This is a genomic window from Stenotrophomonas sp. 05N37 (genome assembly GCF_056397365.1).
The window spans coordinates 35,568-60,994 of the sequence record NZ_JBFTNG010000011.1; the positions used below are offsets into that span (position 1 = coordinate 35,568).

The following is a 25,427-nucleotide window of genomic DNA, read 5'->3' on the forward strand; positions in this document are numbered from 1 at the left end:
GGCGCGCCAGCATACGCCTGGCCCCCAGCACCCGGTAGAGCCGACCGTTGGTCGGCTGCCCCGGCATCGGCACAGGGCAAACGCGCGACAATGCCCGCATGAGCAATCCCGACCCCTGTCCCTGCGGCCGCCCCCTGGCCTACACCGCCTGCTGTGGCCTCTATCACGCCGGCGCCCACGCCCCCGACGCCGAGGCCCTGATGCGCTCGCGCTACAGCGCCTACGTCAAACAGCGGCCGGACTACCTGCTGGCCAGCTGGCATCCGTCCACGCGCCCGGACGCGCTGTCGCTGGACGAACCGGCCCACCAACGCACCCAGTGGCTCGGCCTGACCCTCCACCAGCACACCGTCGCCGACCCGGACCACGCACAGGTCGACTTCACCGCCCGCTACAGAATCGGCGGCGGCAGCGCGGTCAAGATGCGCGAACACAGCCGCTTCGTCCGCGAAGACGGCCGCTGGTTCTACCTCGACGCGCTGCCCTGAGCCGCCTCGCGGCTGCGCACCGCCACCGGCCGCTGCTGGCCGTGGGCGCGCACGCAGTTGCGCCCGGCATCCTTGGCCGCGTACAGCGCCTGGTCGGCCGCCTTGATCACCGCCTGGGCGTCGTCGCCCGCGCGGTGGTCGGCCATGCCGATGCTCACCGTCACCTGCACCACCGTGCCGCCGCCGCCGCGGCCACGCTGCAGGCGGCCCACCGCGTCGTCCTGCGCGCGCGCGGCGCGGTCGCGCAGCTGCAGCCGGGTGGCCTCCACCGTCGCCCGGACCGCCTCCACCGCCTCCACGCAGGCCGGGGCGGGGCGGTCCAGGAACACCAGGGCGAATTCCTCGCCGCCGTAGCGGAAGGCCCGTCCGCCGCCGCCCACCTCGGCCAGCCGCGTGGCCACCAGCTTGAGCACGTCATCGCCATTGTCGTGGCCATGGGTATCGTTGAAGCGCTTGAAGTGGTCCACGTCCACCATCGCGATCGTGTAGGTCGCGCCCACCCGTTGCAGGCACTCGTTCAAGGCGCGGCGCCCGGGCAGCCCGGTCAGCTCGTCGCGGTAGGCCATGTGGAAGGATTCCTGCAGCATCGCCGACACGATCAGCAGCAGCGCGGTGCTGGCCAGTGCCGGCAGCAGCGCCGGCGACAGGAACACCCGCGGCAGCATCGCCCATACCACCAGCAGCGCGATCAGCATCGCCGTATGCAGCGGCCGCGGCTGCCGCAGTGCCTGCACGCCCAGGCCGACCAGGGCCGCCACGAACACCAGCGTGGGCAGCTGCGCCAGCCGGCTCCAGCCGGTCGGCAGCCACGCCCAATGGTGGTCCGAGAGCAGGTCATGCATGCCCTGCGGCCCCTGCGCGGCAAGCAGGGCGAACACGCCTACCGCCGCGCCACTGACCACCCCGCGCAGCAGCAGGTCCTGGCGCAGGCGGCCGCGCTCGGGCCACAGCCCATGCAGCGCGAACAGCAGCGGCAGCCACAGCGAGACCGAGTGGAACAGCAGCGGTGTCAGCGCGGTGACCGCGCCGGTATTGAGGAAGCTGCCGACCAGGCCATGCAGCATCGCGAATGCCAGCGCGATCGCCAGCAGCAGGCACACCGCGCGCACGCGGTTGTAGATCAGGCCCAGGCCGATGCCCAGGCAGGTCAGCACCAGCGGCAGGATCCGGTGCACCGGGCTGCCCACCTCATCGGCCGGCGTGGCCCACCACAGTCCCAGCCCCACCAGCATGGCGGGCAGCAGGAACAGGTAATGGCCAGGCTGGCGTAGCAGGTGGTTGCGCAAGGACGGTTCCACGGGTGTGGGCCGGCGCGCCATGGCTGCACGTGCAAACCGGACCACACAGGCGATGGTCTTCCCGATAGCGGCCGCTGCGTATTCAACTTGAGTGCGTCACATGATCTGAGCCTTGCCATGACATGCCGCTCACCGCGGCTGGCCGATCCTGAGCGCGATGAATACCGCCGTCGCCTCCGCACCGCCGCCCGCCACAACGCATGACGCAGCACTGGCCGTCCGCTACGCCGGGATCCGCGCGCGCAGCGTGGCGCTGGCCGCCCCGCTCAGTCCCGAGGACGCCATGGTGCAGAGCATGGCCGACGCCAGCCCGAGCAAATGGCACCTGGCCCACACCACCTGGTTCTTCGAACGTTTCGTGCTGGGCAGCCGGCCCGACCACGCCCCCTTCGACGCCGACTGGCACTACCTCTTCAACAGCTATTACCAGAGCATCGGCCCGGCGCACGCGCGGCCGCAGCGCGGCCTGCTGTCGCGCCCGTCACTGGCGCAGGTGCTGGAGTACCGGGCCCGGGTCGACCAGCAGGTCATCGCCCTGTTGCAGGCCGACGCGCTCGACCCGCAGGCGCGCCACCAGTTGCTGCTCGGCCTGCATCACGAACAGCAGCACCAGGAACTGCTGCTCACCGACATCAAGCACGCGCTGTGGAGCAATCCCCTGCAGCCGGCCTACCGCGACGACCTTGCCCGCCACGAGGCGCCCGCCATTCCACTGGAGTGGCGCGACGCCCCCGAGCAGATCGTCGAGATCGGGGCGCCGGCCTGGCCCACGCACCCTGCCTTCGCCTACGACAACGAATCCCCCGTGCATCGCGTGCTGGTCCCGGCCCACGCGCTGGCCAACCGTCCGGTCAGCAACGCCGAGTACCGTGCGTTCATCGAGGCTGGCGGCTACCGCGACGTCACCCTGTGGATGAGCGAAGGCTGGGCGCTGTGCCAGGCCGAAGGCTGGCAGCACCCGCTGTACTGGGACGACGCGCTGGAACGCGAGTTCACCCTGGGCGGCTGGCAGCGATTGGATCGGCATGCGCCGGTCTGCCACCTCAGCTATTTCGAGGCCGACGCCTATGCGCGTTGGCAAGGCGCGCGCCTGCCCACCGAGTTCGAATGGGAAGCCGCCGCCGCCGGCCAGCCAGCGCACGGCCATTTCGCCGACGCCGACCGGCTGCATCCCGGTGGCGCCAGCGCGCCAGGGCAGGGCACCGACACCGCCTTGTGGCAGCTGTTCGGCGACGTCTGGGAATGGACCAGCAGCGCCTACGGCGCCTATCCGGGCTTTCGCCCCTTTGCCGGCAACCTCGGCGAATACAACGGTAAATTCATGAACGGCCAATGGATCCTGCGCGGCGGCAGCTGCGTGACCCCCGAGGGGCATGTACGTGCCAGCTACCGCAACTTCTTCGCACCGTCGGCGCGCTGGCAGTTCTCCGGCCTGCGCCTGGCGCGGGACCCGGCATGAGTACGGTAAGCGACGCGCTCGAGGCGCTGACCGACCTGCAGCCGGACCGTGCGCGGATCACCGCCGATATCCTGCAGGGGTTGTCCCAGCGGCCGCGCCAGTTGCCATCCAAGTACTTCTACGACGCGCGCGGCTCGGCCCTGTTCGAACAGATCACCCGCCAGCCCGAGTACTACCCCACGCGCACGGAACTGCACCTGCTGCAGGACTGCGCCGCCGACATCGCCAGCGTGGTCGGCCCGCGCCTGCACGTGGTCGAACTGGGCAGCGGCAGCGGCCGCAAGACCGAACTGCTGCTGCACGCGCTGGCCGACCCGGTGGCCTACACGCCCATCGAGATCTCGCGCGCCGCCCTGCTGGCCAGCATCGCGCGGCTGGCGCAGGCCCTGCCGGACATTGAAATGCTCCCGGTCTGCGCCGACTTCACCCGCCCGGTACAGCTGCCCGAACCGCAACGCGAACCGGCGCGCCGCCTGCTGTTCTTCCCCGGCTCCACCCTGGGCAACTTCGCCGCGCCCGAGGCCGTCAGGCTGCTGCAGGCGATGCGCCAGACCATGGGCGCTGACGGCATGGCCCTGATCGGCATCGACCTGCACAAGGACCCGGCGCTGATCGAAGCGGCGTACAACGATGCCGCCGGCGTCACCGCCGCGTTCACCCTCAACCTGTTGGCAAGGCTCAACCGCGAAATCGGCAGCGACTTCGACCTGGACGCCTTCCAGCACCGCGCCCGCTACAGCGTGGAGCGGCTGCGGATCGAGACCGAGCTGGTCAGTACGCGCGCGCAGACCGTGCACGTGGCCGGGCAACCGTTCGACTTCGCCGAGGGCGAGGCGATGACCGTGGAATACAGCCACAAGTACACCGAGGCCGCGTTCGCGACGCTGGTGGCCCAGGCGGGCCTGCAGGTCTGCACGCGCTGGAACGCCCGCGATCCCGCCTTCGAGCTCGCGCTGCTGCGCCCGGTCTGACGCACTCCCGCCGCGGCGCACTGGCTGCTCACCACCGCGCGGGATCCGCAGGCCATCGCCGTGGCGATCGAACAGCACAAAAAGACCCCCCAAGTTCTGGGACGATGCCCGCTTCGTGGCCACCGTGCTGATCTAACCCGGCGTGGACGCAGTGTCGCGCCCGCGCTCGATGCCATTGCCGTGAGCGAGCTGATCCGCGACCTGGAAGCCCTGCGCGCCTGAACCGCCTCTCCGGCGCACGCTGCACCGCCGGCAGTGCGCTGGCGGTCATGCGGGGGCTGCCGTTCGCCGATATGCTATGGACGCATGGAAGCGGTTGCGTTGTGGCCACCGCGCAGGCCAGGGAGTAGTACGGACGTGATGCGTCGATTCGAACTCGTGGAAGGTAGCGCCAGCAAGTTCTGGGAAGTGGAGCAGGACGGCAGCGACTTGAACGTGCGCTGGGGACGCATCGGCACGCAGGGGCAAAGCCAGACCAAGTCCTTCGCCGATGCCGCCAAGGCCGCGTCGGCGCTGACCAGGCTGGTCAATGAAAAAACCGGCAAGGGTTACAGCGAAACCGGTGCCACGGCCACGCCCGCGATCGCAGCCACCGCGCCAGCCACGGCCGCGCCGCGCGCCGCCAAGGCGCCCCAGCCTGCCGCCGCTGCACCTGCAAATGCACCTGCACCCAGTGCGGCCCCCACGCCGGTGGCCAACGCCGATGAAGAGGCGGCGACGGCCTTCGAGCATATCCGCCAGGCGCTGCTGACCGGCGCGCTTGCACCGGGCGAGTCGCTCACCGTCACCGGCCTGCGTCGCCGCGCCGGGGTCAGCGAGGTCGGCGCCCAGCTCGCCTATGCGGCGCTCCGGGACGCGGGGATGGTCAGTCGCTGGAGCACCCAGATTGCCAAGGATGCACCGGCCGCCGCGGCCAACCCCGGGGCGGACTGCTTCACCGCCGTTCCGGTGGCCGCGGCGGACCTGCCGCATGACCCCAGCCTGCCGCCGTGGCTCGCCCAGGGCGCGCCGGTGCGCATCACCCCGCAGCACCTGGCGTTGATGTACGCCTCGCGTCGCTTCCCGGCCCGATTGCCCGCGCACGACCCGGCCGCCCTGTGGCAGGCCTTCGCCACCCAGCTCAACGTGGATGTCGATGAGGTGCGTAGCGACCCGGCCCTGCTGCCGGCCCTGCGCAGGATGGTCGAACGACTGCGTGCCCAGGTGCCTGCGCCGGACCGCGATGCCGACCTGATGCTGCTGGTGATCGCGCTCAACAACCACTACGGGCACGAAGCACTGTTCGCCGACACGGTGCATTGGCTGGTGGCCAGCCACGGCCTGGAGCAGGTGGTGGCGATGCTGCTGGATGCGCAGCACATCCAGATCGCCAGCGAGTACGACCATTCCACCCAGCGGCATACCCTGCGCTTCCATGGCCAGGTCGATGAGCCGTTCGGTTCGCGCTGGAGCGCCCCGCTGGGTGCGGCCGAGGATGCGCTGCGCAGCCATCTGTCGGTGGCCGACGAAGCGGTGTGGCAGGCCTGCGTGGAGCGCATCGGTGGTCATCTGCCGCACGTGGTGGCCTGCCGGCAGCCGGCGTTGCTGTTGCTGCTGCCCGACGCACCTGCGCTGGCCCACGCGCTTCTGTTGGCGCCGGGCGCCGCCGCGGCGCTGCACGAAAGCGCCCATTGGCTGATGACCATCGCCACCGATCCGGCCGCCTGCGCGGTGGCCATGCGCCTGCGGCCCAACGAAAAATTCTGGAACCATGCGCGTTTCGCCGCCACGGTGCTGGTGGAACGCGGCGTGGCGGCACTGCCGTTGCTGGCGCCCGGCGCCATCGTCGAAGAAGCCGGCGATGCGCTCGCCCATATCGGTCTCCCCGATGCGGTGGACGCGTTGGCGCGCGCGGCCAGCAGTTCCAAGCATGCGCTGGCCCGGCTGGGGCTGGCGGTCAATCGCTGGCCGGAGGCCGCGCTGGTGGCCATCTCGCGCGTGGTCGCCGCCGGTGGCAAGGACGCCGGCCTGCTCACCCCGACGCTGGTGCAGCTGCTGCGCGCGATGGGCGAGCGCGTCGTGGCCGTGGAGCCGTGGATCGAGCCGGCCGCGCTGGCCGTGATCCAGCGCCAGCGGGCCCTGCTTGGCGGACCGCAGGAGACGGCAGGGCACGACGAACTGCCGCCGGTGCTCGCCGCCGCGCCCTGGCGCCAGCCGCGTACGCGCCAGGCGCAGGCCGTGCTGGACGTGCCATTGCTGCCGGTCGAGCCGGTGGAGCACTGGGCGCCGGGCACACGCGACGCGGCGATGCAGCTGGGCAACTGGCAGGCACAGCGCATGCAGGAGTGCCGCCAGCAGCCGACGCGCGCCGCCGACGAGATCGGCTTCACCCTGCGCGATGAGGAGCTCAAGGCGCTGAACGCCCAGGCTGCCGCGGCCATCGTGGCGCGCGATACCGCGCAGCTGGTGAGCCTGTGGCGGGACATGGTCGCCGTGCGCCGCCGCAGCCAGTATTACTGGTTCTGCCTCTACCCCGAATACATCGACGCCCTGCCCGAGGGCATGGCCGCGCCGTTCTGGAATGCGATCGCCGGCGAAACCGAAAGCGGCAGCATCTCGCGCATGGTCGCATCGCATGGCCTGGCGGTACTGCCCGCCCTGATCACCATGGTCCGCAGCAAACCCACCGACTGCATGGCCGATGCGCTGCATGTCGGTGCGGTGGAACTGGCCCTGCCGGCCGCACGCGCGTTCGCCAGGCTCAAGACCGTGCGCGACATCGGCCGTCAGTGGCTGCTTACTTACCCCGAACACGCCGCTGCCGGCCTGCTCCCCGCGGCCTTCGGCAAGGCCGGCGAGCTGCGCGACAGTGCCGGTGCCGGCGTGCGCCTGCTCGCGGCCCAGGGCCATGAAGCGGTGTTGCGCGAGGTGGCCGCGCGGCATGGCCGCGACGACGTGATGCAGGCGCTGCAGCAGGTGCTCGACGACGACCCGCTGCAGCGCTATCCCACCCGGCGCAGCAAGCTGCCCGAGTTCTGGGCGCCCAGCGGCTGGCGACGGCCGCTGTTGCACAACGGCAAGGCGCTCGGCGAGGAGGCCATCGACCTGCTCGGCGAAATGCTTACCTTCCCCACCAACGAAGAGGTCTACGCCGGCATCGGCCAGGTGATCGCGGCCTGCCGCCCCGACAGCCTCGCCGACTTTGCCTGGGACCTGTTCGGTGCCTGGCTCAATGCGGGTGGGTCCGGCAAGGAAAGCTGGGTGCTGACCGCGCAGGGCCTGCTCGGCAACGACGACACCGCCCGCCGCCTCACCCCCTTCATCCGCACCTGGCCGGGCGAGGCCGCGCATGCCCGTGCGGTGTTGGGGCTGGATGTGCTGGCGACCATCGGTACCGACGTGGCGCTGATGCAGATCAACGGCATCGCGCAGAAGATCAAGTTCAAGGGCCTGCAGGACAAGGCCCGCGAGAAGATCGCGGCGATCGCCGAGGCACGCCAGCTCACCACCGAAGAACTGGAGGACCGTCTCGCCCCGGACCTGGACCTGGACGAACACGGCACCCTGCGCCTGGAGTTTGGTCCGCGCGCCTTCAAGGTCGGGTTCGACGAAGCGCTCAAGCCCTACGTGCGCGAGATCCTCGCCAGTGGCGACGGCCCGCGCCTGGAAGATCTGCCCAAACCGAAGAAGAGCGATGACCCCGCGCTGGCCAAGGCCAGTGTCGAGCGCTTCAAGACGTTGAAGAAAGACGTGCGCACCATCGCCAGCCAGCAGGTGCTGCGCCTGGAGCTGGCCATGTGCGCGCGCAGGCGCTGGACTCCGGCCCTGTACCGCGCGTTCCTGGTCGAGCACCCGCTGCTGCGCCACCTGGTGCAGCGCCTGGTCTGGGGCGTGTACGCGGTCAGCGACGGCCAGTCGCATGGCGGCACCCTGCAGGCCTGCTTCCGGGTGGCCGAGGATGGGAGTTTCACCGACGCCAACGACGATCCGTTCGACCTGCCCGAGGGCGAGGCGGTGCGCATCGGCGTGCCGCATGCGCTGGAGCTGTCGGCCGCCGATGCCGCCGCGTTCGGCCAGGTGTTGGCCGACTACGAACTGCTGCAGCCGTTCGCGCAGATCGGCCGCGACACCTACACCCTGCGGGCCGACGAACACCCGCAGGACAAGCTGCTGCGCTGGAAGGGCGCCAAAGTGCCCACCGGCCGCGTGCTCGGCCTGGTCAACAAGGGCTGGCGTCGCGGCATGGCCCAGGACGGCGGCGGCATCTGGTACTTCACCAAGCCGCTGGCCAACGGCAAGGTGATCGAGCTGCTGCTCGATCCGGGCATCATCGTGGGCATGGTCAACGAGTACCCCGAACAGGAACTGGGCGACGTGCAGTTCGGCTCCCCCGGTGCCTGGGGCGACATGCAGCAGGCCGACCCGTTGTCCGGCCTGGACCCGATCGCCGCCAGCGAACTGATCCGCGACCTGGAGGCGCTGCGCGCCTGAGCCCTGCGGGCCGCGCCGCCGGCGTGGCCCGCCTCCCACCCGAACGCGCGCGCCCGGCGCGTGCGTGCAACCGGATACCCCGATGGCCCCGTCCTCCGTTTCCCCCGCGCCCACCGCCGCGATGCAGCGCCCGCCCGCCGAGGTGCTGCATGCCGACGAACTGGCCCGCCTGCGCCAGCACGACCGCGATGCCCGTCCACCGGGCTGGGCGCTCAGCCTGCGGGCCGCGCGCGCCTTCATCCTGGGCGATCCCGCGCTGGGCATCCAGGCCAAGGTCGTGGCCCCGGTGGCCAGCATCGAACGCATGCTGGTCACCCTGGCCACCGGCCGCGGCCTGATGCTGGTCGGCGAGCCGGGCACCGCCAAGTCGCTGTTGTCCGAACTGCTGGCCAGCGCCATCTGCGGCGTGTCCACCCTCACCATCCAGGGCGGCGCATCCACCACCGAAGACCAGATCAAGTACGGCTGGAACTACGCGCTGTTGATCAACGAAGGCCCCAGCCCGCGCGCGATGGTGCCCGCGCCGCTGTACCAGGGCATGCGCGATGGCCGCATCGTGCGCTTCGAGGAAATCACCCGCGCGCCGCAGGAAGTACAGGACTGCCTGCTGGGCATGCTGTCGGACCGGGTCATGGCCGTGCCCGAGCTCGAGGGCGAGCACGCCATGCTGTATGCCCGCGAGGGCTTCAACATCATCGCCACCGCCAACACGCGCGACCGCGGCGTCAATGAAATGAGCGCCGCGCTCAAGCGCCGCTTCGATTTCGAAACCGTCGCGGCGATCCTCGATTTCGACCTGGAACTGCAGCTGGTGCAGCAGGCGTCGGCGCGCCTGCTCGAGCGCAGCGGCATTCCGGCCACGCTGCCGGTACCGGTGCTGGAACTGCTGGTCACCACCTTCCGCGATCTGCGCAGCGGCCACGCGCCGGACGGGCAGGGCGGCGACACGCCGATGGATCGCCTGTCGGCCGTCATGTCCACCGCCGAGGCCGTCAACGTCGCCCATGCAGTGGGCGTGCGGGCCTGGTTCCTGGAGCAGCGCGAAGGTGCACCGGCCGACCTGGTCGACTGCATCGCCGGCACGGTGGTCAAGGACAGCGCCGAGGACCGCGCCAAGCTGCGCCGGTACTTCGAACACACCGTCGCGCGCCGTCAGGGCCCGTCCTGGCGTGCGTACTACGAGGCGCGCCACCGCCTGCCGTGATCGATCAGCCCGACATCATCGGCGTCCGCCACCACAGCCCGGCCTGCGCCCGGCTGGTGGCCGCGCGCATCCGCCGCCAGCGCCCGGCCTTCGTGCTGATCGAAGGCCCGGCCGATTTCAACCCGCGCCTGGACGAGCTGCACCTGGACCATCGCCTGCCGCTGGCGATCTACAGCCATCGGTCCGACGACAGCGCCCACCACGGCTCGTGGACCCCGTTCGCCGAGCACTCGCCCGAATGGCAGGCACTGGTGGTGGGCCGCGAAGTAGGCGCGCAGGTACGTTTCATCGACCTGCCCGCGTGGGACGACGCCTTCGCGGCGCTGGAAAACCGCTATGCCGACAGCGCCGACCATGCCCACGAAGCCCGCGCCGACGCCTACGAACGCGCGCTCGGCGAGCGCCTGGCCGTCCAGGGCCGCGATGCGCTGTGGGACCACCTGTTCGAGCAGGACGACGCCGGCGATGGCCTGCACGAACGCCTGCACACCTACTTCGTCCACCTGCGCGGTGATGACCGCGGTTCGCTGGGCAACCAGCGACGCGAACAGATGATGGCCGCCTGGATCGCCTGGGCAATGCGCCAGCCGGCGCACGACGGTCGCCACGGCGTGCTCGTTGTCTGTGGCGGCTACCACGCGCCCGCGCTGCAGCAGCTGTGGGCGCAGCAACCGGCGGCGAGCACGCCGCCGGCGGTGCCCACCCCGCAGGACGGCAGTGGCGGGGCGGTGCGCCATGGTTCGTTCCTCGTGCCGTATACGTTCAAGCGCCTGGATGCTTTCGCCGGGTACGCCTCCGGAATGCCCTCGCCGGGCTGGTACCAGTGGCAGTGGGAGCACGGCGTGGATGCCGACGCCCACATGCTCGGCCAGGTGATGGCGCGGCTGCGTGGGCGCGGGTTGCCGGCGTCCACCGCCGACCTGATCGCCGCACGCCTGCGGGCTGAAGGCCTGGCGCGGCTGCGCGGGCATGCCCGTCCGCAGCGCGTGGACTGGCTCGACGCGCTTGCCGGGGCGCTGGTCAAGGACGCACTGGACGCACCGCTGCCGTGGACCTACCGCGGCCGACTGCGTGCCGGCACCGATCCGGTCCTGGTCCAGATCATGGACGTGCTGACCGGCGACAGCACCGGTCTGCTGGACCCGCTGACCCCGCAACCGCCCTTGCTGGCCGACCTCGCCGCGCAACTGCAGGCGCACGGGCTGGCGCTGGGCCAACGCTGCCAGCTGGACCTGCTCGACCCGCACGACCGCCAGCGCAGCGTCCTGCTGCATCGGCTGCTGCTGCTGCAGGTGCCCGGCATCGTGCGTACCCACGGCCCGGCGCAGGCCATCAGCGACACGTTCGACGAGACCTGGTCGCTGACCCAGCCGGTGGAGCAGCACGCCGCGCTGATCGAAGCCGGCGCCTGGGGCGCCACTGTCGGCGATGCCGCCCGCGCCCGGCTGGAAGATGCACTGCGGCATGCCGATCGCGGCATCGCCGGACGGGTCCCGCTGCTCAACCGCGCCGCATGGGCGGCACTGCCGGCCGTCAGTGCCGCCGTGCTCGACGACCTGGCCACGGCGGTCGCCAGCGAAGCGCGTTTCGAGGTGCTGGCCCCGGCGCTGGGCGAGCTGGACCTGCTGCGCCGGCATGGGCACATGCTGGGCATGCAGGAGGCGCCGATGCTCAACGCCCTGCTTGGGCCCGGCTTGGACCGTGCCCTGTGGCTGCTCGAAGCGCCCGGCCAGGTCAGCAGCGCCGACACCGACGCCCACCTGCGCGGCCACCTGGCGCTGCGCCAGATCCTCATCGATCGCCTGGCCGATCACGAGCCCGGCGGCGCCGCCACGTTCGCCACCGCCCCGGCCCGCGCGCTGGCGGTATGGCAGCGCAAGCTCGCCAATCCCCAGGCGGCGGCCGTCAGCCGCGGCGCCTCGCTCGGTGCGCTGGTGGGCCTGCGCGAGCGGGTGGGGGCGGCCACGCTCCCGTTTGCCGACGAGGCCATGGCCCTGCTGCAGGGCCTGGCGCCGGCGCAGATGGGCGATGCCCTGGCCGGCCTGTTGGCGCTGGCGCGCGACCGCCTGGCCAGCGAGCCCGGCTTCACCGCCGCGCTGGACGGCCTCATCCAGGCCCTGCAGGCAGACGACTTCATCCTCGCCTTGCCGGCGCTGCGCAGCGCGTTCGCCTGGCTGCCCGCACGCGAGCGCGGCGCGCTGGCCACCCGCATGCTGGCCCTGCATGGCGCCGACCACCTGTCCGGCCGCGTGCTGACCGCGGCGGTGCCGGGGCAGGCGCCTGCCGACGCCCTGGCCCGCGCCGCCCAGCGCGAAACCGCCGCGCTGGACGCGCTCGCGCGCTGGGGCATCACCCCCGTGCAGGACGCCGCGTCATGAGCCTGGACATCCCCGATCCGCTGCAGCGCTGGCGCCTGCTGTTGGGCGAACCGGCCGAGCCGGCCTGTGGTGCGCTCGGCGCGCAGGCCCAGGCCGCCGACGCCGCGCTGGAGTGGCTGTACGGCCGTGATGGCGACCGCGCGCTGCGTGGCGAACGCAGTGGCGGCGGCGGTGCATCGCAGCTGTCCACGCCGGACTGGATCAACGACATCCACCGGCTGTTCCCGCGCGAGGTGATCGAACGCCTCGAACGCGACGCCGTGGAGCGCTATGGCATCGACGAAGTGGTCACCAACCTGGAGGTACTCGAGCGCATCGCGCCCTCCGAGAGCCTGCTGCGCGCGGTGCTGCATACCAAGCACCTGATGAACCCGCAGGTGCTCGCCGCCGCCCGCACGCTGGTGGCCGAGGTCGTGCGGCGCATCATGGAGCGGCTGGCCACGCAGGTGCACCAGGCCTTCAGCGGCACCCGCGACCGCCGCCGCCGCTCGCGCCGGCAGATCGCCAGCAACTTCGATTTCCGCCGCACGGTGGCGGCCAACCTGCATCGCCTCGACCCGGCCAGCGGCAAGCTCTACGTGCAGCAGCCGATGTTCTTCAGCCGCAGCCGTCGCCAGGCCGAACCGTGGGACATCATCCTGCTGATCGACCAGAGCGGCTCCATGGTCGACTCGGTCATCCACAGCGCGGTCATGGCCGCCTGCCTGTGGCAGTTGCCGGGCATGCGCACCCACCTGATCGCTTTCGATACCCAGGTGGTCGACCTCACCGCCGATGTCGCCGACCCGGTCGAACTGCTGATGAAGGTGCAACTCGGCGGCGGCACCGACATCGCCCGCGCCGTGGCCTACGCGCAGGGCCGCGTGGTCAATCCCTCGCGCAGTGTGGTGGTACTGGTCAGCGACTTCTACGAAGGCGGTGCCGATGGCGACCTGGTGCGGCGGGTCAAGGCGCTGGTCGAATCCGGGGTCAAGGTGCTGGGGCTGGCCGCGCTGGACACGCAGGCCGAGCCCAGTTACGACCGCGAAACCGCGGCACGCCTGGTCAAGGTCGGCGCGCACATCGCGGCGATGACGCCGGGCGAGCTGGCCGCATGGCTGGCCGAAAAGGTACTGGCATGAACCTGCGCCAGGACCTGCTGGAACTCACCCCGGCCGCGTTGATGGCGCTGGCCAACCCGGGCTTCGTCAAGCGCGCGCAGAAGGACCTTGCCGCCGGGATGGCACCGGCGCTGGACATCGACGCCAGCGGCACCCTCACCGCCACCTACGACGACGGCTGCGTAACGCGCCTGCCGGTGGGCTGCACCCTGCGTGATGCCCAGTGCAGCTGCACCGCCACGGCCATGTGCCGCCATCGGGTCACGCTGGTGCTGGCCTGGCAGGCGCAGGTGGCCGCCACCCTGCCGCCGCCTGCCACCGACCTCGCGCTCGACCACGGCCAGGCCGCATCCGACGCGGCCTGGAGCCCGGCCCAGTTCGACCTGCCGAGCCTGGCCGCCGTGCTGCCCCCCGGGGTGATGGACCAGGCCGAGCGACTACGCCAGGACGGTCCGGTGATCACCGTGTCCCCGTGGGCCGGCGCGGCCAGCCCACCCGGCGCGCAGCTGCCGATGTGCAGCGTGCGCTTCTTTGCCCGCGGCTCCATCGCCCACGCGCGCTGCGATTGCCGCCAGGGCGGCAACTGCGCCCACGTCGTGCTCGCGGTGATGGCCTTCGCCCAGGCCGAGCGCCTCGGCCCGCTGCAGGCACCGCACACCCTGCAACTGCGCACGGCCGACGCCGCACCCGACGCCGCCAGTGGCTGGGACAGCGCCGCGCAGGCGTTGCAGGCCGACATCGACGCGCTGCTGCTCTCGCTCTGGCTCGACGGTGGCGCACAACCGCTGATCGCCGTGGCCGCGCGCATCCAGGCGCTGCGCACCCGCGCCCAGGCGCAGGGCTGGTGCTGGATCGATGACGCGCTGGCCGAGCTGCGCCAGCTGCTGCAGGCACGGCAGGCGCGCAGCACCCGGTTCGCGCCGCTGGCCCTGCTCGACCTGGTGGTGGGGCTGTGGGCCCGTCTGCAAGCGGCCGCGCAGCTGGCCCGGCAGGTGGCGCCCGCGCTGCCCGCCGCGCAGGTGCTGGGGATCGGGGTCAAGGGCGAGGTCGCGCTGGACCGCGTGCGCCTGGTCTCGCTTGGTGCCGCGCTGTGGGGCGATGAACGCGAGCAGGGCGCCACCGTGCTCTGGGCCGACCCGGATACCCAGTCGGTCACGGTGATGGCACGGCAGTGGCCACGGGAGGCGCAGGCACCTCTCAAGCTCGGCGAGCGCCGCGTCGCCGGGCATCCACTGCGCCAGCTGGCCGCCAGCCAGGTCGTCACCCAGCGCGCCACGCGCAGCGCCAACGGCACCGTCAGCGTCGCCGCCCAGCGCCAGCACACTGGCCTGCTGCCGCTGTCGCCCCGTGCCTGGGACGAACTGGGCGCACCGTTGCGCCAGCCCGACCCGGCGGCCCTGGCCGCGCACCTGGCCCGGCAGCCGCCGGCATTCACCCAGCCACGGCTGGCGGCAGCGGGTGTCGCCGGCGGTGCGCCGGCGGCTTTCCATGTCGTCCAGGTCGACGCGCTGCAGCCGGCACGGGTCGACTGGGATCCGATCACCCAGACCCTGCATGCCGACCTGGTCGCACGCGACGGCCAGAGCATCGGCCTGCGCCTGCTGCATCCGCACCGCGCCGCCGCACCCGATGCGGTGGACGTGCTGGCCCGCGTGCTCGACGGCCACTACGGCGCGTTGCGTGCGGTGGCCGGCAACGTCTGCCTGCAGGGCGGGGCACTGGTCATGCAACCCACCGCGCTGCTCACCGACACCCAGGCGGTGGTCCCGCAGGTCCACCCGCCCGTTGCAGCGCTGCCCTTGCGCTCGGTGGCCGCCGCCGCATCGACGCCGCTGCTGGACACCCTCGAACACCTGTCGCTGCTGCTGCAGCAAGGCCTTCGCCACCAGCACGGCGGCGACTGGGAGCGCGTGCAGGACCAGGCCCACTGCCTGCGGCTGGCCGGTTACCGCCAGGCGGCTGCCCAGCTCGGCCAACTGCGCGCGGCGCTGGTACCCGCGCGGCGGCCGACGCTGCTGCAGCACGTGTCGGCGCTGGCCGTGCTGGTGCGGGACCTGTCTGCATGATCCCTGCCTGGCCACGCATTGACCTATGCTGCAGCCATGCCTTCTTCCGTTGCCCCCAGGTGATCATGCCCGCACGCCGTCCCCCGGCCCGACTGCCCGCCATCCACCGCCTTGGCCTGCGCCTGGCCGGCATCGCGCTGGCGCTGCTCGCAAGCGCCACCAGCGCGGCCGCGCAGGACAGCTTCGATCGCTGCCTGGCCACCCTGCAACCGCAGGCGCTCAAGCAGGGCATCAGCGCGACCGGCTTCAGCCGCCTCACCGCCGGCCTCACCCCGGACCTGAGCGTGCTGCCGCTGCTCGATGCGCAGCCGGAATTCACTACGCCGCTGTGGGATTACCTGGCCGCGCTGGTGGACAGCCAGCGTGTCGACGATGGACGCGCCTTGCTGGTCCAGCACCGCGATCTGCTGGACCGCGTGTCCGCCCAGTACGGCGTCGACCCCGCCACCATCGTCGCGGTCTGGGGCGTGGAGAGTGACTACGGCCGCGTGTTCGGCAAGCGCCCGCTGCTGCAGTCGCTGGCCACGCTGTCGTGCAACGGCCGCCGGCAGCCCTTCTTCCGTGGCGAACTGCTGGCCCTGCTCAAGCTGCTCGACGCTGGCGACCTGCAGGCCGATGGCCTCACCGGTTCCTGGGCCGGGGCCTTCGGGCATACCCAGTTCATGCCCTCCACGTATGCGCGCATCGCGGTAGACGGCGATGGCGACGGTCGCCGCGACCTGGTCGCCAGCATCCCCGACGCGCTGGCCTCCACCGCCAACTACCTGGCCAAGGCCGGGTGGCGTACCGGCCAGCCGTGGGGCATCGAGGTCACGCTCCCGCCCGGTTTCAACGCGGCCGTGGCCGGCCGCACCCGGCGCCAGCCGCTGGCCAGTTGGCGCGCGCTCGGCATCGTCCCGGTCGGCGGCGGCGCCCTGGCGCCGGCGGGCCTGCCCGCCGACAGCAACGCCGCGCTGCTGCTGCCCACGGGCGCCAACGGCCCGGCCTGGCTGGTGTTCCGCAACTACGACGCGATCTACGCCTACAACGCCGCCGAAAGCTACGCCCTGGCCATTGCCACGCTGGCTGATCGCCTGCGTGGCGGCAGCGGCACCGTGGCGGCCTGGCCCACCGACGATCCCGGCATCGGCCGTCGCGAGCGCCGTGAACTGCAGACCCTGCTGCTCGCCCGCGGGCATGACATCGGTGCCGCCGACGGCATGGTCGGCACCGCCACCCGTCGCGCCATCCAGGTTGAGCAGCAGCGCCTGGGCTGGACCACCACCGACGGCCGCGCCGGCCAACGCATCCTCACCGCCCTGCGCAGCGCCCCTCCCATCAAGACCCCGTCGACCGCCATGCCCGCATCCACCGTGTTCCCCCTGCCGCCCAACCACGCCCGCCTGATGCAGTCCCCGGCCGGTCCCAGCGCCGCGCTGCCCAAGGTCGATGGCCTGAGCCTGGGCACCGTGCAGGGCTTCCCCGCGTGGAAGGTCGAGACCCCGTTCGCCACCGCCGCCATCGCAGTGTTCGGTGGGCAACTGCTGTCCTACGTCCCCAAGGGGGGCCAGGACGTGTTGTGGCTGTCGCCCACCGCGCAGGCACTGCCCACCCCGATCCGCGGCGGCAGCCCGGTCTGCTGGCCGTACTTCGGCCGCCAGGGGCAGGGCACCGACGTGCCCTCGCACGGCTTCGTGCGCACCCTGCCGTGGACCCTGAAGGATGCGCGCCGCGATGCCGATGGCACCGTCGTGCTCACCCTCGCCCCGCCCACGCTGGATTCTCTGGGCCTGCGCCTGCAGATGGAACTGCGCATCGGCCGCACCCTGGAGCAGCGCCTGGTCACCGAGAACACTGGCGGCCAGCCGGTCAGCTTCACCCAGGCCCTGCACAACTACGTCCGGGTCGGCGATGCCACCCGCGTCGACGTGCAGGGGCTTGATGGCTTGACCTACCTGGACAAGTTCGAGGACTACGCCACCCCGCGCGTCCAGCAGGGCGACTGGAACCTGCGCGACCCGCGCGACCCCGGTCGCAGCGATCGCATCTATACCCAGGCCGGTGGCCACTACATCCTCAAGGATCCCACCCTCAAGCGGCGCATCGAGATCAGCACCCAGGGCAGCCGCACGCTGGTCGCCTGGAACCCGGGTGAAGCGGGGGCGGCCAAGATGGCCGACGTCGGCAGCGGCTGGCGCAATTACGTCTGCCTGGAAGCGGCCAATGCCGGCCCGGACGTGGTCACCCTGGCCCCGGGCGCACGCCATGTACTGCAGCAGACCCTGCGCCTGCTGCCACTGTAATTCCATCAACGGCCTCTCAAGGAACGAGTCATGACCGAGACCCAGTGGTACTACGCCGATATCGGCCAGCAGCGGCAGGGCCCGCTGCCCACAGGCGCACTGCGACGCCTGCACCAGGAGGGCACGGTCGATATCGATACCGTGGTCTGGTGCGAGGGCATGCCGCAGTGGAAGCCGCTGCACAGCGTGGCCGAGCTGTCCCGGGCAGAGCCGGAACCGCCACCGCCACAGGTGCTGGCACCGGCATGGGAACCAGCATCGGCATCGGCGCATGATCCCTACGCCGCCCCGGCCTCCAGCCTGGTGCCCGGCAACGGTGGCGGGTGGGCCGCGCCGGATGCCAGCCAGCAGGCCTACGCCGCGTTCGTGGGCAGCAATTTCCCGGTGTACCGGCGCAAGTGGCGGCTGGACCGGCCCGGCCACAACGCCAGCGGCTGGCACTGGCCCGCGTTCCTGTTCGGGGCCTTCTGGATGCTGTACCGGCGCATGTATGCCGTGGCGGCCGGCTGGATCGCAGCCCTGGTCGGCCTGTCTTTCCTGGAAGCCCTCGTGAATGCCAGCAGCGCGCTGTCCACTGCGATCACCTTCGGTGCCAGCGCCACCGCCGGCGCCCTGGGCAACCATCTCTACCTGCGCCACGCCGACCGCATCATCGCCCAGGCCCGCGCCACGCACCGCGACAACACGCAGGCCCTGCACGCCGAGCTGGCTGCCCGCGGCGGCACCCGCTGGTCGGCGGTGGTGCTGGGGTTGCTTGCCTACGTCGCCGTGCTCGGTGGCCTGAGCTTCCTGTTCGACAGTTGATCCCGGCTCAGCCCTGGCGCGTGCGTGGGCGCAGCGCCAGCAGGCAGATCGCGCCGGCCACCAGGCCCCAGAATGCCGACCCGATCCCGGCCAGCGACACCCCCGAGGCGGTGACCAGGAACGTCACCAGCGCCGCCTCGCGGTCGGCCTCCTCCCGCAGTGCCATCGACAGGCTGTTGGCGATGGTCCCAAACAACGCGATGCCGGCCACGCAGGCCACCAGTTCCTTGGGGAAGGCGGCGAACACCGCCGCCACCGTCGCCCCGAACAGACCCACCACGATATAGAAGGCACCGGCTGCCACCGCGGCCGTATACCGCCGGGCCGGGTCCTCGTGCGCCTCGCGGCCCATGCAGATCGCCGCCGTGATCGCCGCCAGGTTCAGCCCATAGGCGCCGAACGGTGCCAGCAACGTATTGGCCACCCCGATCCAGCCGATCACCGGCGAGATCGGCGTGTCGTAGCCCGACGCGCGGATCACCGCCACCCCGGGGATGTTCTGCGACGCCATGGTCACCACGAACAGGGGCAGCGCGATGCCGATCACCGCCGGCCACGACAGGGTCGGCAAGGTGAACGCCGGCGTGGCCAGTTCAAGGCGCACCGCCTGCAGGTGCAGCAGCCCCTGCGCCGCCGCCACCAGGATGCCCACCAGCAGGGTGGCGATGACCGCATAGCGTGCGAACAGGCGCCGACCCAGCAGCCAGGTGACGAACATCGCCAATGCCATCCCCAGCTGCGTCTGCATGGACACGAAGACATCCAGCCCGAACCGAAGCAGTACGCCGGCAAGCATGCCTGCGGCCAGCGCCATCGGCACCCGGCGCATGACGCGCGCGAACAGGCCCGAGAAGCCCGCGATCATCCCCAGCACCGCTGCAAGCACGAACGCACCGATCGCATCGCTGTAGCCCACTGCGCCGGCGCCCACCACCAGCATTGCCGCCCCCGGGGTGGACCATGCCGTCACCACCGGCACGCGGTAGCGCAGCGACAGTCCGATGCAGGTGATGCCCATGCCCAGCCCCAAGGCCCACATCCACGACGCGATCTGTGCCTGTGTCGCGCCCACCGCGCGGGCGGCCTGGAACACGATCACTGCCGAACTGGCGAAGCCCACCAACACCGTGATGAAGCCGGCCATCAGCGCGGGCAACGACGCATCGCGCAACAACGAACGCTTGGGGAGGGCAGACATCGCATGCATTCCTGACGACAAGGGATGCATTGTTAGCAAGCCTTCGGCAGCACGCGCAACGCGCGTGCTGCCGCGCTTGTCGATGAGCAGCACGCACGGATGACGCGTTGATGAAAAAGATCGACGAAAACGCTTGACGAATTTTCAGAAGTCTTTAGTATTCGCTCCCTCGCTGTGACGCGGTCTTCACCCCGGTGAACACCCACCCGCAGCGACGGCAACAAGCTTCGAAAGAAGGTGTTGACGGAAACGAAAAGCCTGACATAATAGGCGGCTCGCAACGACGAAAGCCTCTCGGGGCAAACCACGAAGCGGCATCGGCAACAACGGTTCACTTCGGTGAAACGGCCTTGAAAAAAAGGTGTTGACGAAGCAGATAAGCCGGCTATAATGGGCGGCTCGCAACGACGGAAACGTCGGGGCACACGGAGGAAGGCGCTGAGGCCGACTCCAAAGTTCTTTGACAGTATGCGCAGGTATCTTGTGAAGGCGCCTGCAGGAAGGGCAGCACAGTAAGAGCTTGCTCTTATGGGTGGCGAGTGGCGGACGGGTGAGGAATACATCGGAATCTACCTTTTCGTGGGGGATAACGTAGGGAAACTTACGCTAATACCGCATACGACCTTCGGGTGAAAGCAGGGGACCTTCGGGCCTTGCGCGGATAGATGAGCCGATGTCGGATTAGCTAGTTGGCGGGGTAAAGGCCCACCAAGGCGACGATCCGTAGCTGGTCTGAGAGGATGATCAGCCACACTGGAACTGAGACACGGTCCAGACTCCTACGGGAGGCAGCAGTGGGGAATATTGGACAATGGGCGCAAGCCTGATCCAGCCATACCGCGTGGGTGAAGAAGGCCTTCGGGTTGTAAAGCCCTTTTGTTGGGAAAGAAAAGCAGCCGGCTAATACCCGGTTGTTCTGACGGTACCCAAAGAATAAGCACCGGCTAACTTCGTGCCAGCAGCCGCGGTAATACGAAGGGTGCAAGCGTTACTCGGAATTACTGGGCGTAAAGCGTGCGTAGGTGGTTGTTTAAGTCTGTTGTGAAAGCCCTGGGCTCAACCTGGGAATTGCAGTGGATACTGGGCGACTAGAGTGTGGTAGAGGGTAGTGGAATTCCCGGTGTAGCAGTGAAATGCGTAGAGATCGGGAGGAACATCCATGGCGAAGGCAGCTACCTGGACCAACACTGACACTGAGGCACGAAAGCGTGGGGAGCAAACAGGATTAGATACCCTGGTAGTCCACGCCCTAAACGATGCGAACTGGATGTTGGGTGCAATTTGGCACGCAGTATCGAAGCTAACGCGTTAAGTTCGCCGCCTGGGGAGTACGGTCGCAAGACTGAAACTCAAAGGAATTGACGGGGGCCCGCACAAGCGGTGGAGTATGTGGTTTAATTCGATGCAACGCGAAGAACCTTACCTGGTCTTGACATGTCGAGAACTTTCCAGAGATGGATTGGTGCCTTCGGGAACTCGAACACAGGTGCTGCATGGCTGTCGTCAGCTCGTGTCGTGAGATGTTGGGTTAAGTCCCGCAACGAGCGCAACCCTTGTCCTTAGTTGCCAGCACGTAATGGTGGGAACTCTAAGGAGACCGCCGGTGACAAACCGGAGGAAGGTGGGGATGACGTCAAGTCATCATGGCCCTTACGACCAGGGCTACACACGTACTACAATGGTAGGGACAGAGGGCTGCAAACCCGCGAGGGCAAGCCAATCCCAGAAACCCTATCTCAGTCCGGATTGGAGTCTGCAACTCGACTCCATGAAGTCGGAATCGCTAGTAATCGCAGATCAGCATTGCTGCGGTGAATACGTTCCCGGGCCTTGTACACACCGCCCGTCACACCATGGGAGTTTGTTGCACCAGAAGCAGGTAGCTTAACCTTCGGGAGGGCGCTTGCCACGGTGTGGCCGATGACTGGGGTGAAGTCGTAACAAGGTAGCCGTATCGGAAGGTGCGGCTGGATCACCTCCTTTTGAGCAAAGACAGCATCGTCCTGTCGGGCGTCTTCACAAGTAACCTGCATTCAGAGTTTCACGTCGGCCTGGCCGACGTGGATAGTCCCGTATATGGGGCCTTAGCTCAGCTGGGAGAGCACCTGCTTTGCAAGCAGGGGGTCGTCGGTTCGATCCCGACAGGCTCCACCACACGTTGCGTGTTTATCGACGCAAACGGCAATGAGCTGAACGGACATTGGGTCTGTAGCTCAGGTGGTTAGAGCGCACCCCTGATAAGGGTGAGGTCGGTAGTTCGAGTCTACCCAGACCCACCACTCTGAATGACTAGCGCATACAAAGAATTTATTACGCATCGGCATTGTGGCCGGTACGTGTTCTTTTAAAACTTGTGACGTAGCGAGCGTTTGAGATTCTATCTTGACGTGTCGTGAGGCTAAGGCGGAAGACTTAAATGTCTTCTTATTAATTGAGTCGTTATATTTCGTATCTGGGCTTTGTACCCCCAGGTCATATATGTAACCCAAGGCAACTTGCGGTTATATGGTCAAGCGAATAAGCGCACACGGTGGATGCCTTGGCGGTCAGAGGCGATGAAGGACGTGGCAGCCTGCGAAAAGTATCGGGGAGCTGGCAACAAGCTTTGATCCGGTAATGTCCGAATGGGGAAACCCACCCGCTTGCGGGTATCCTGCAGTGAATACATAGCTGCTGGAAGCGAACCTGGTGAACTGAAATATCTAAGTAACCAGAGGAAAAGAAATCAACCGAGATTCCCTGAGTAGCGACGAGCGAACGGGGACTAGCCCTTAAGCTGGAATGGTTCTAGAAAAACAGCCTGGAACGGCTGGCCATAGAAGGTGATAGCCCTGTATTTAAAAGGGCCACTCCAGTGAAGACGAGTAGGGCGGGGCACGTGAAACCCTGTCTGAACATGGGGGGACCATCCTCCAAGGCTAAATACTACTGACCGACCGATAGTGAACCAGTACCGTGAGGGAAAGGCGAAAAGAACCCCGGAGAGGGGAGTGAAATAGATCCTGAAACCGTGTGCGTACAAGCAGTAGGAGCTCGAAAGAGTGACTGCGTACCTTTTGTATAATGGGTCAGCGACTTACTGTTCGTGGCAAGCTTAACCGTATAGGGGAGGCGAAGGGAAACCGAGTCTGATAAGGGCGCATAGTCGCGGGCAGTAGACCCGAAACCGGGTGATCTAGTCATGGCCAGGGTGAAGGTGCCGTAACAGGTACTGGAGGCCCGAACCCACGTCTGTTGCAAAAGACGGGGATGAGCTGTGATTAGGAGTGAAAAGCTAATCGAACCCGGAGATAGCTGGTTCTCCTCGAAAGCTATTTAGGTAGCGCCTCATATGTATCCTCTCGGGGGTAGAGCACTGTTATGGCTAGGGGGTCATCGCGACTTACCAAACCATTGCAAACTCCGAATACCGAGACGGACTGTATGGGAGACACACGGCGGGTGCTAACGTCCGTCGTGAAAAGGGAAACAACCCAGACCCACAGCTAAGGTCCCAAATTCACTGCTAAGTGGAAAACCATGTGGAAAGGCACAGACAGCCAGGAGGTTGGCTTAGAAGCAGCCACCCTTTAAAGAAAGCGTAATAGCTCACTGGTCGAGTCGGTCTGCGGGGAAGATTTAACGGGGCTAAGCAGTGAACCGAAGCTTGGGGTGTGCATATTTATATGTACGCGGTAGAGGAGCGTTCCGTAAGCCGTTGAAGGTGGATTGAGAAGTCTGCTGGAGGTATCGGAAGTGCGAATGCTGACATGAGTAACGATAATGCGGGTGAAAAACCCGCACGCCGAAAGCCCAAGGTTTCCTTGCGCAACGTTAATCGGCGCAGGGTGAGTCGGCCCCTAAGGCGAGGACGAAAGTCGTAGTCGATGGGAAGCAGGTTAATATTCCTGCACCTCGCGTAAGTGCGATGGAGGGACGGAGAAGGTTAGGTGTACCCGGCGTTGGTTGTCCGGGGGAAAGGCGGTAGGTTTGGATCTTTGGCAAATCCGGGATCCTTTAAGACCGAGCACCGAGACGAGTCTTTAAGACAAAGTCACTGATACCACGCTTCCAGGAAAAGCTCCTAAGCTTCAGCTTACGCAGACCGTACCGTAAACCGACACAGGTGGGTAGGATGAGAATTCTCAGGCGCTTGAGAGAACTCGGGTGAAGGAACTAGGCAACATGGCACCGTAACTTCGGGAGAAGGTGCGCCCTTTTTGGTGGCTCATGCGAGCTATAGCTGAAGAGGGCCGCAGTAACCAGGCCGCTGCGACTGTTTATCAAAAACACAGCACTCTGCAAACACGAAAGTGGACGTATAGGGTGTGACGCCTGCCCGGTGCTGGAAGGTTAATTGATGGGGTCAGCCGCAAGGCGAAGCTCTTGATCGAAGCCCCAGTAAACGGCGGCCGTAACTATAACGGTCCTAAGGTAGCGAAATTCCTTGTCGGGTAAGTTCCGACCTGCACGAATGGCGTAACGACAGCGGCGCTGTCTCCACCCGAGACTCAGTGAAATTGAAATCGCTGTGAAGATGCAGCGTTCCCGTGGCAAGACGGAAAGACCCCGTGAACCTTTACTATAGCTTTACACTGAACGTTGAGTTCGTCTGTGTAGGATAGGTGGGAGGCTATGAAACTGTGGCGCTAGCTGCAGTGGAGCCATCCTTGAAATACCACCCTGTCGTGCTTGACGTTCTAACCTGGGTCCATAATCTGGATCGGGGACCGTGTATGGTGGGTAGTTTGACTGGGGCGGTCTCCTCCTAAAGAGTAACGGAGGAGCTCGAAGGTACGCTCAGCGCGGTCGGACATCGCGCACTGTGTGCAAAGGCATAAGCGTGCTTGACTGCAAGATCGACGGATCAAGCAGGTAGGAAACTAGGACTTAGTGATCCGGTGGTTCTGTATGGAAGGGCCATCGCTCAACGGATAAAAGGTACTCCGGGGATAACAGGCTGATACCGCCCAAGAGTTCATATCGACGGCGGTGTTTGGCACCTCGATGTCGGCTCATCACATCCTGGGGCTGTAGTCGGTCCCAAGGGTATGGCTGTTCGCCATTTAAAGTGGTACGCGAGCTGGGTTCAGAACGTCGTGAGACAGTTCGGTCCCTATCTGCCATGGGCGTTGGAGATTTGAGAGGGGCTGCTCCTAGTACGAGAGGACCGGAGTGGACGAACCTCTGGTGTTCCGGTTGTCACGCCAGTGGCATTGCCGGGTAGCTATGTTCGGAAGCGATAACCGCTGAAAGCATCTAAGCGGGAAGCGCGCCTCAAGATGAGATCTCCCGGGGCACAAGCCCCCTGAAGGAACCATATAGACTATGTGGTTGATAGGTCAGGTGTGTAAGTACAGCAATGTATTGAGCTAACTGATACTAATGATCCGTGTGGCTTGACCATATAACCTCAAGTTGCCTTGGCCGACATGACATGTCGATAGATCCCAAGTGCACGCTACGTCACAAGACCAAACGAGAGGCAGGCGCCCAGGCGCGTCTCTTTGTAAAGCCGGCACTCACGTGCCCGCTCCCTGCAAAGACACGACTCGCGGCGACACTCCAAAAGCCTCCCTGGTGAAATTAGCGCTGTGGAACCACCCGATCCCATCCCGAACTCGGAAGTGAAACGCAGCTGCGCCGATGGTAGTGTGGCTCAAGCCATGCGAGAGTAGGTCATCGCCAGGGTTTATACCCAAAACCCCGCTGCTCACGCAGCGGGGTTTT

General features: G+C 67.6%; 12 protein-coding genes, 2 tRNA genes and 3 rRNA genes. 15 read left to right on the forward strand and 2 right to left on the reverse strand.

What is annotated here, in order from left to right; translation table 11 throughout:
* Window positions 1-98 precede the first annotated feature (98 nt).
* Window positions 99-488, forward strand: coding sequence for a YchJ family metal-binding protein (locus AC1DGC_RS19520; protein WP_478048637.1), 390 nt, complete (start codon window positions 99-101; stop codon window positions 486-488).
* Here the strand turns inward: AC1DGC_RS19520 and AC1DGC_RS19525 are convergent.
* Complete coding sequence (locus AC1DGC_RS19525) at window positions 467-1,720, reverse strand: GGDEF domain-containing protein (RefSeq protein WP_394164742.1); 1,254 nt, start codon at window positions 1,718-1,720, stop codon at window positions 467-469. The genes AC1DGC_RS19520 and AC1DGC_RS19525 overlap by 22 nt on opposite strands.
* Window positions 1,721-1,943: 223 nt before the next feature.
* Between AC1DGC_RS19525 and egtB the strand changes: the two genes are divergently transcribed.
* The 9 genes from egtB to AC1DGC_RS19570 all read left to right on the forward strand — a co-directional run bounded on the left by egtB (window position 1,944) and on the right by AC1DGC_RS19570 (window position 18,520).
* Window positions 1,944-3,245, forward strand: coding sequence for an ergothioneine biosynthesis protein EgtB (gene egtB, locus AC1DGC_RS19530; protein ID WP_478048638.1), 1,302 nt, complete (start codon window positions 1,944-1,946; stop codon window positions 3,243-3,245).
* Window positions 3,242-4,216: an L-histidine N(alpha)-methyltransferase gene (egtD, locus tag AC1DGC_RS19535; protein WP_478048639.1), complete on the forward strand. Its 975-nt coding sequence runs from the start codon at window positions 3,242-3,244 to the stop codon at window positions 4,214-4,216. The genes egtB and egtD overlap by 4 nt, the downstream gene beginning before the upstream one ends.
* Before the next feature lie 360 nt (window positions 4,217-4,576).
* Window positions 4,577-8,686: a DUF4132 domain-containing protein gene (locus AC1DGC_RS19540; protein WP_478048640.1), complete on the forward strand. Its 4,110-nt coding sequence runs from the start codon at window positions 4,577-4,579 to the stop codon at window positions 8,684-8,686.
* A gap of 82 nt (window positions 8,687-8,768) precedes the next feature.
* Complete coding sequence (locus AC1DGC_RS19545) at window positions 8,769-9,890, forward strand: ATP-binding protein (protein ID WP_259208204.1); 1,122 nt, start codon at window positions 8,769-8,771, stop codon at window positions 9,888-9,890.
* A complete protein-coding gene (locus tag AC1DGC_RS19550; protein WP_478048641.1) occupies window positions 9,887-12,268 on the forward strand; it encodes a DUF5682 family protein in 2,382 nt (793 codons plus the stop codon). Before AC1DGC_RS19545 ends, AC1DGC_RS19550 begins: the two co-directional genes overlap by 4 nt.
* Window positions 12,265-13,389: a VWA domain-containing protein gene (locus tag AC1DGC_RS19555; protein WP_394164711.1), complete on the forward strand. Its 1,125-nt coding sequence runs from the start codon at window positions 12,265-12,267 to the stop codon at window positions 13,387-13,389. Before AC1DGC_RS19550 ends, AC1DGC_RS19555 begins: the two co-directional genes overlap by 4 nt.
* Window positions 13,386-15,434, forward strand: a complete 2,049-nt coding sequence (locus tag AC1DGC_RS19560) for a hypothetical protein (RefSeq protein WP_478048642.1) — start codon at window positions 13,386-13,388, stop codon at window positions 15,432-15,434. The genes AC1DGC_RS19555 and AC1DGC_RS19560 overlap by 4 nt, the downstream gene beginning before the upstream one ends.
* A 65-nt stretch (window positions 15,435-15,499) precedes the next feature.
* Window positions 15,500-17,716 carry a lytic murein transglycosylase gene (locus AC1DGC_RS19565; protein WP_478048643.1) on the forward strand — a complete coding sequence of 739 codons (2,217 nt, stop codon included), beginning with the start codon at window positions 15,500-15,502 and terminating at the stop codon, window positions 17,714-17,716.
* 30 nt (window positions 17,717-17,746) lie between these two features.
* On the forward strand, window positions 17,747-18,520 hold the full coding sequence (locus tag AC1DGC_RS19570; RefSeq protein WP_478048644.1) for a GYF domain-containing protein: 774 nt from the start codon (window positions 17,747-17,749) through the stop codon (window positions 18,518-18,520).
* Between the two features lie 7 nt (window positions 18,521-18,527).
* Here AC1DGC_RS19570 and AC1DGC_RS19575 read toward each other — a convergent pair whose 3' ends face one another.
* A complete protein-coding gene (locus AC1DGC_RS19575; protein ID WP_478048645.1) occupies window positions 18,528-19,718 on the reverse strand; it encodes a benzoate/H(+) symporter BenE family transporter in 1,191 nt (396 codons plus the stop codon).
* 443 nt (window positions 19,719-20,161) lie between these two features.
* On the opposite strand from AC1DGC_RS19575, the gene AC1DGC_RS19580 reads away from it, so the two are divergent.
* The 5 genes from AC1DGC_RS19580 (at window position 20,162) to rrf (ending at window position 25,388) form a co-directional block, all read left to right on the forward strand.
* Window positions 20,162-21,701, forward strand: a 16S ribosomal RNA gene (locus tag AC1DGC_RS19580).
* 95 nt (window positions 21,702-21,796) lie between these two features.
* Window positions 21,797-21,872: transfer RNA gene (locus AC1DGC_RS19585), tRNA-Ala, on the forward strand.
* A gap of 48 nt (window positions 21,873-21,920) precedes the next feature.
* Window positions 21,921-21,997, forward strand: a tRNA-Ile gene (locus AC1DGC_RS19590).
* Window positions 21,998-22,225: 228 nt separating this feature from the next.
* Window positions 22,226-25,104 (forward strand): 23S ribosomal RNA (locus AC1DGC_RS19595).
* Window positions 25,105-25,273: 169 nt separating this feature from the next.
* Window positions 25,274-25,388 (forward strand): 5S ribosomal RNA (gene rrf / locus AC1DGC_RS19600).
* Together the 16S, 23S and 5S rRNA genes with 2 tRNA genes alongside form the textbook arrangement of a ribosomal RNA operon.
* The last annotated feature ends 39 nt before the right edge of the window (window positions 25,389-25,427 follow it).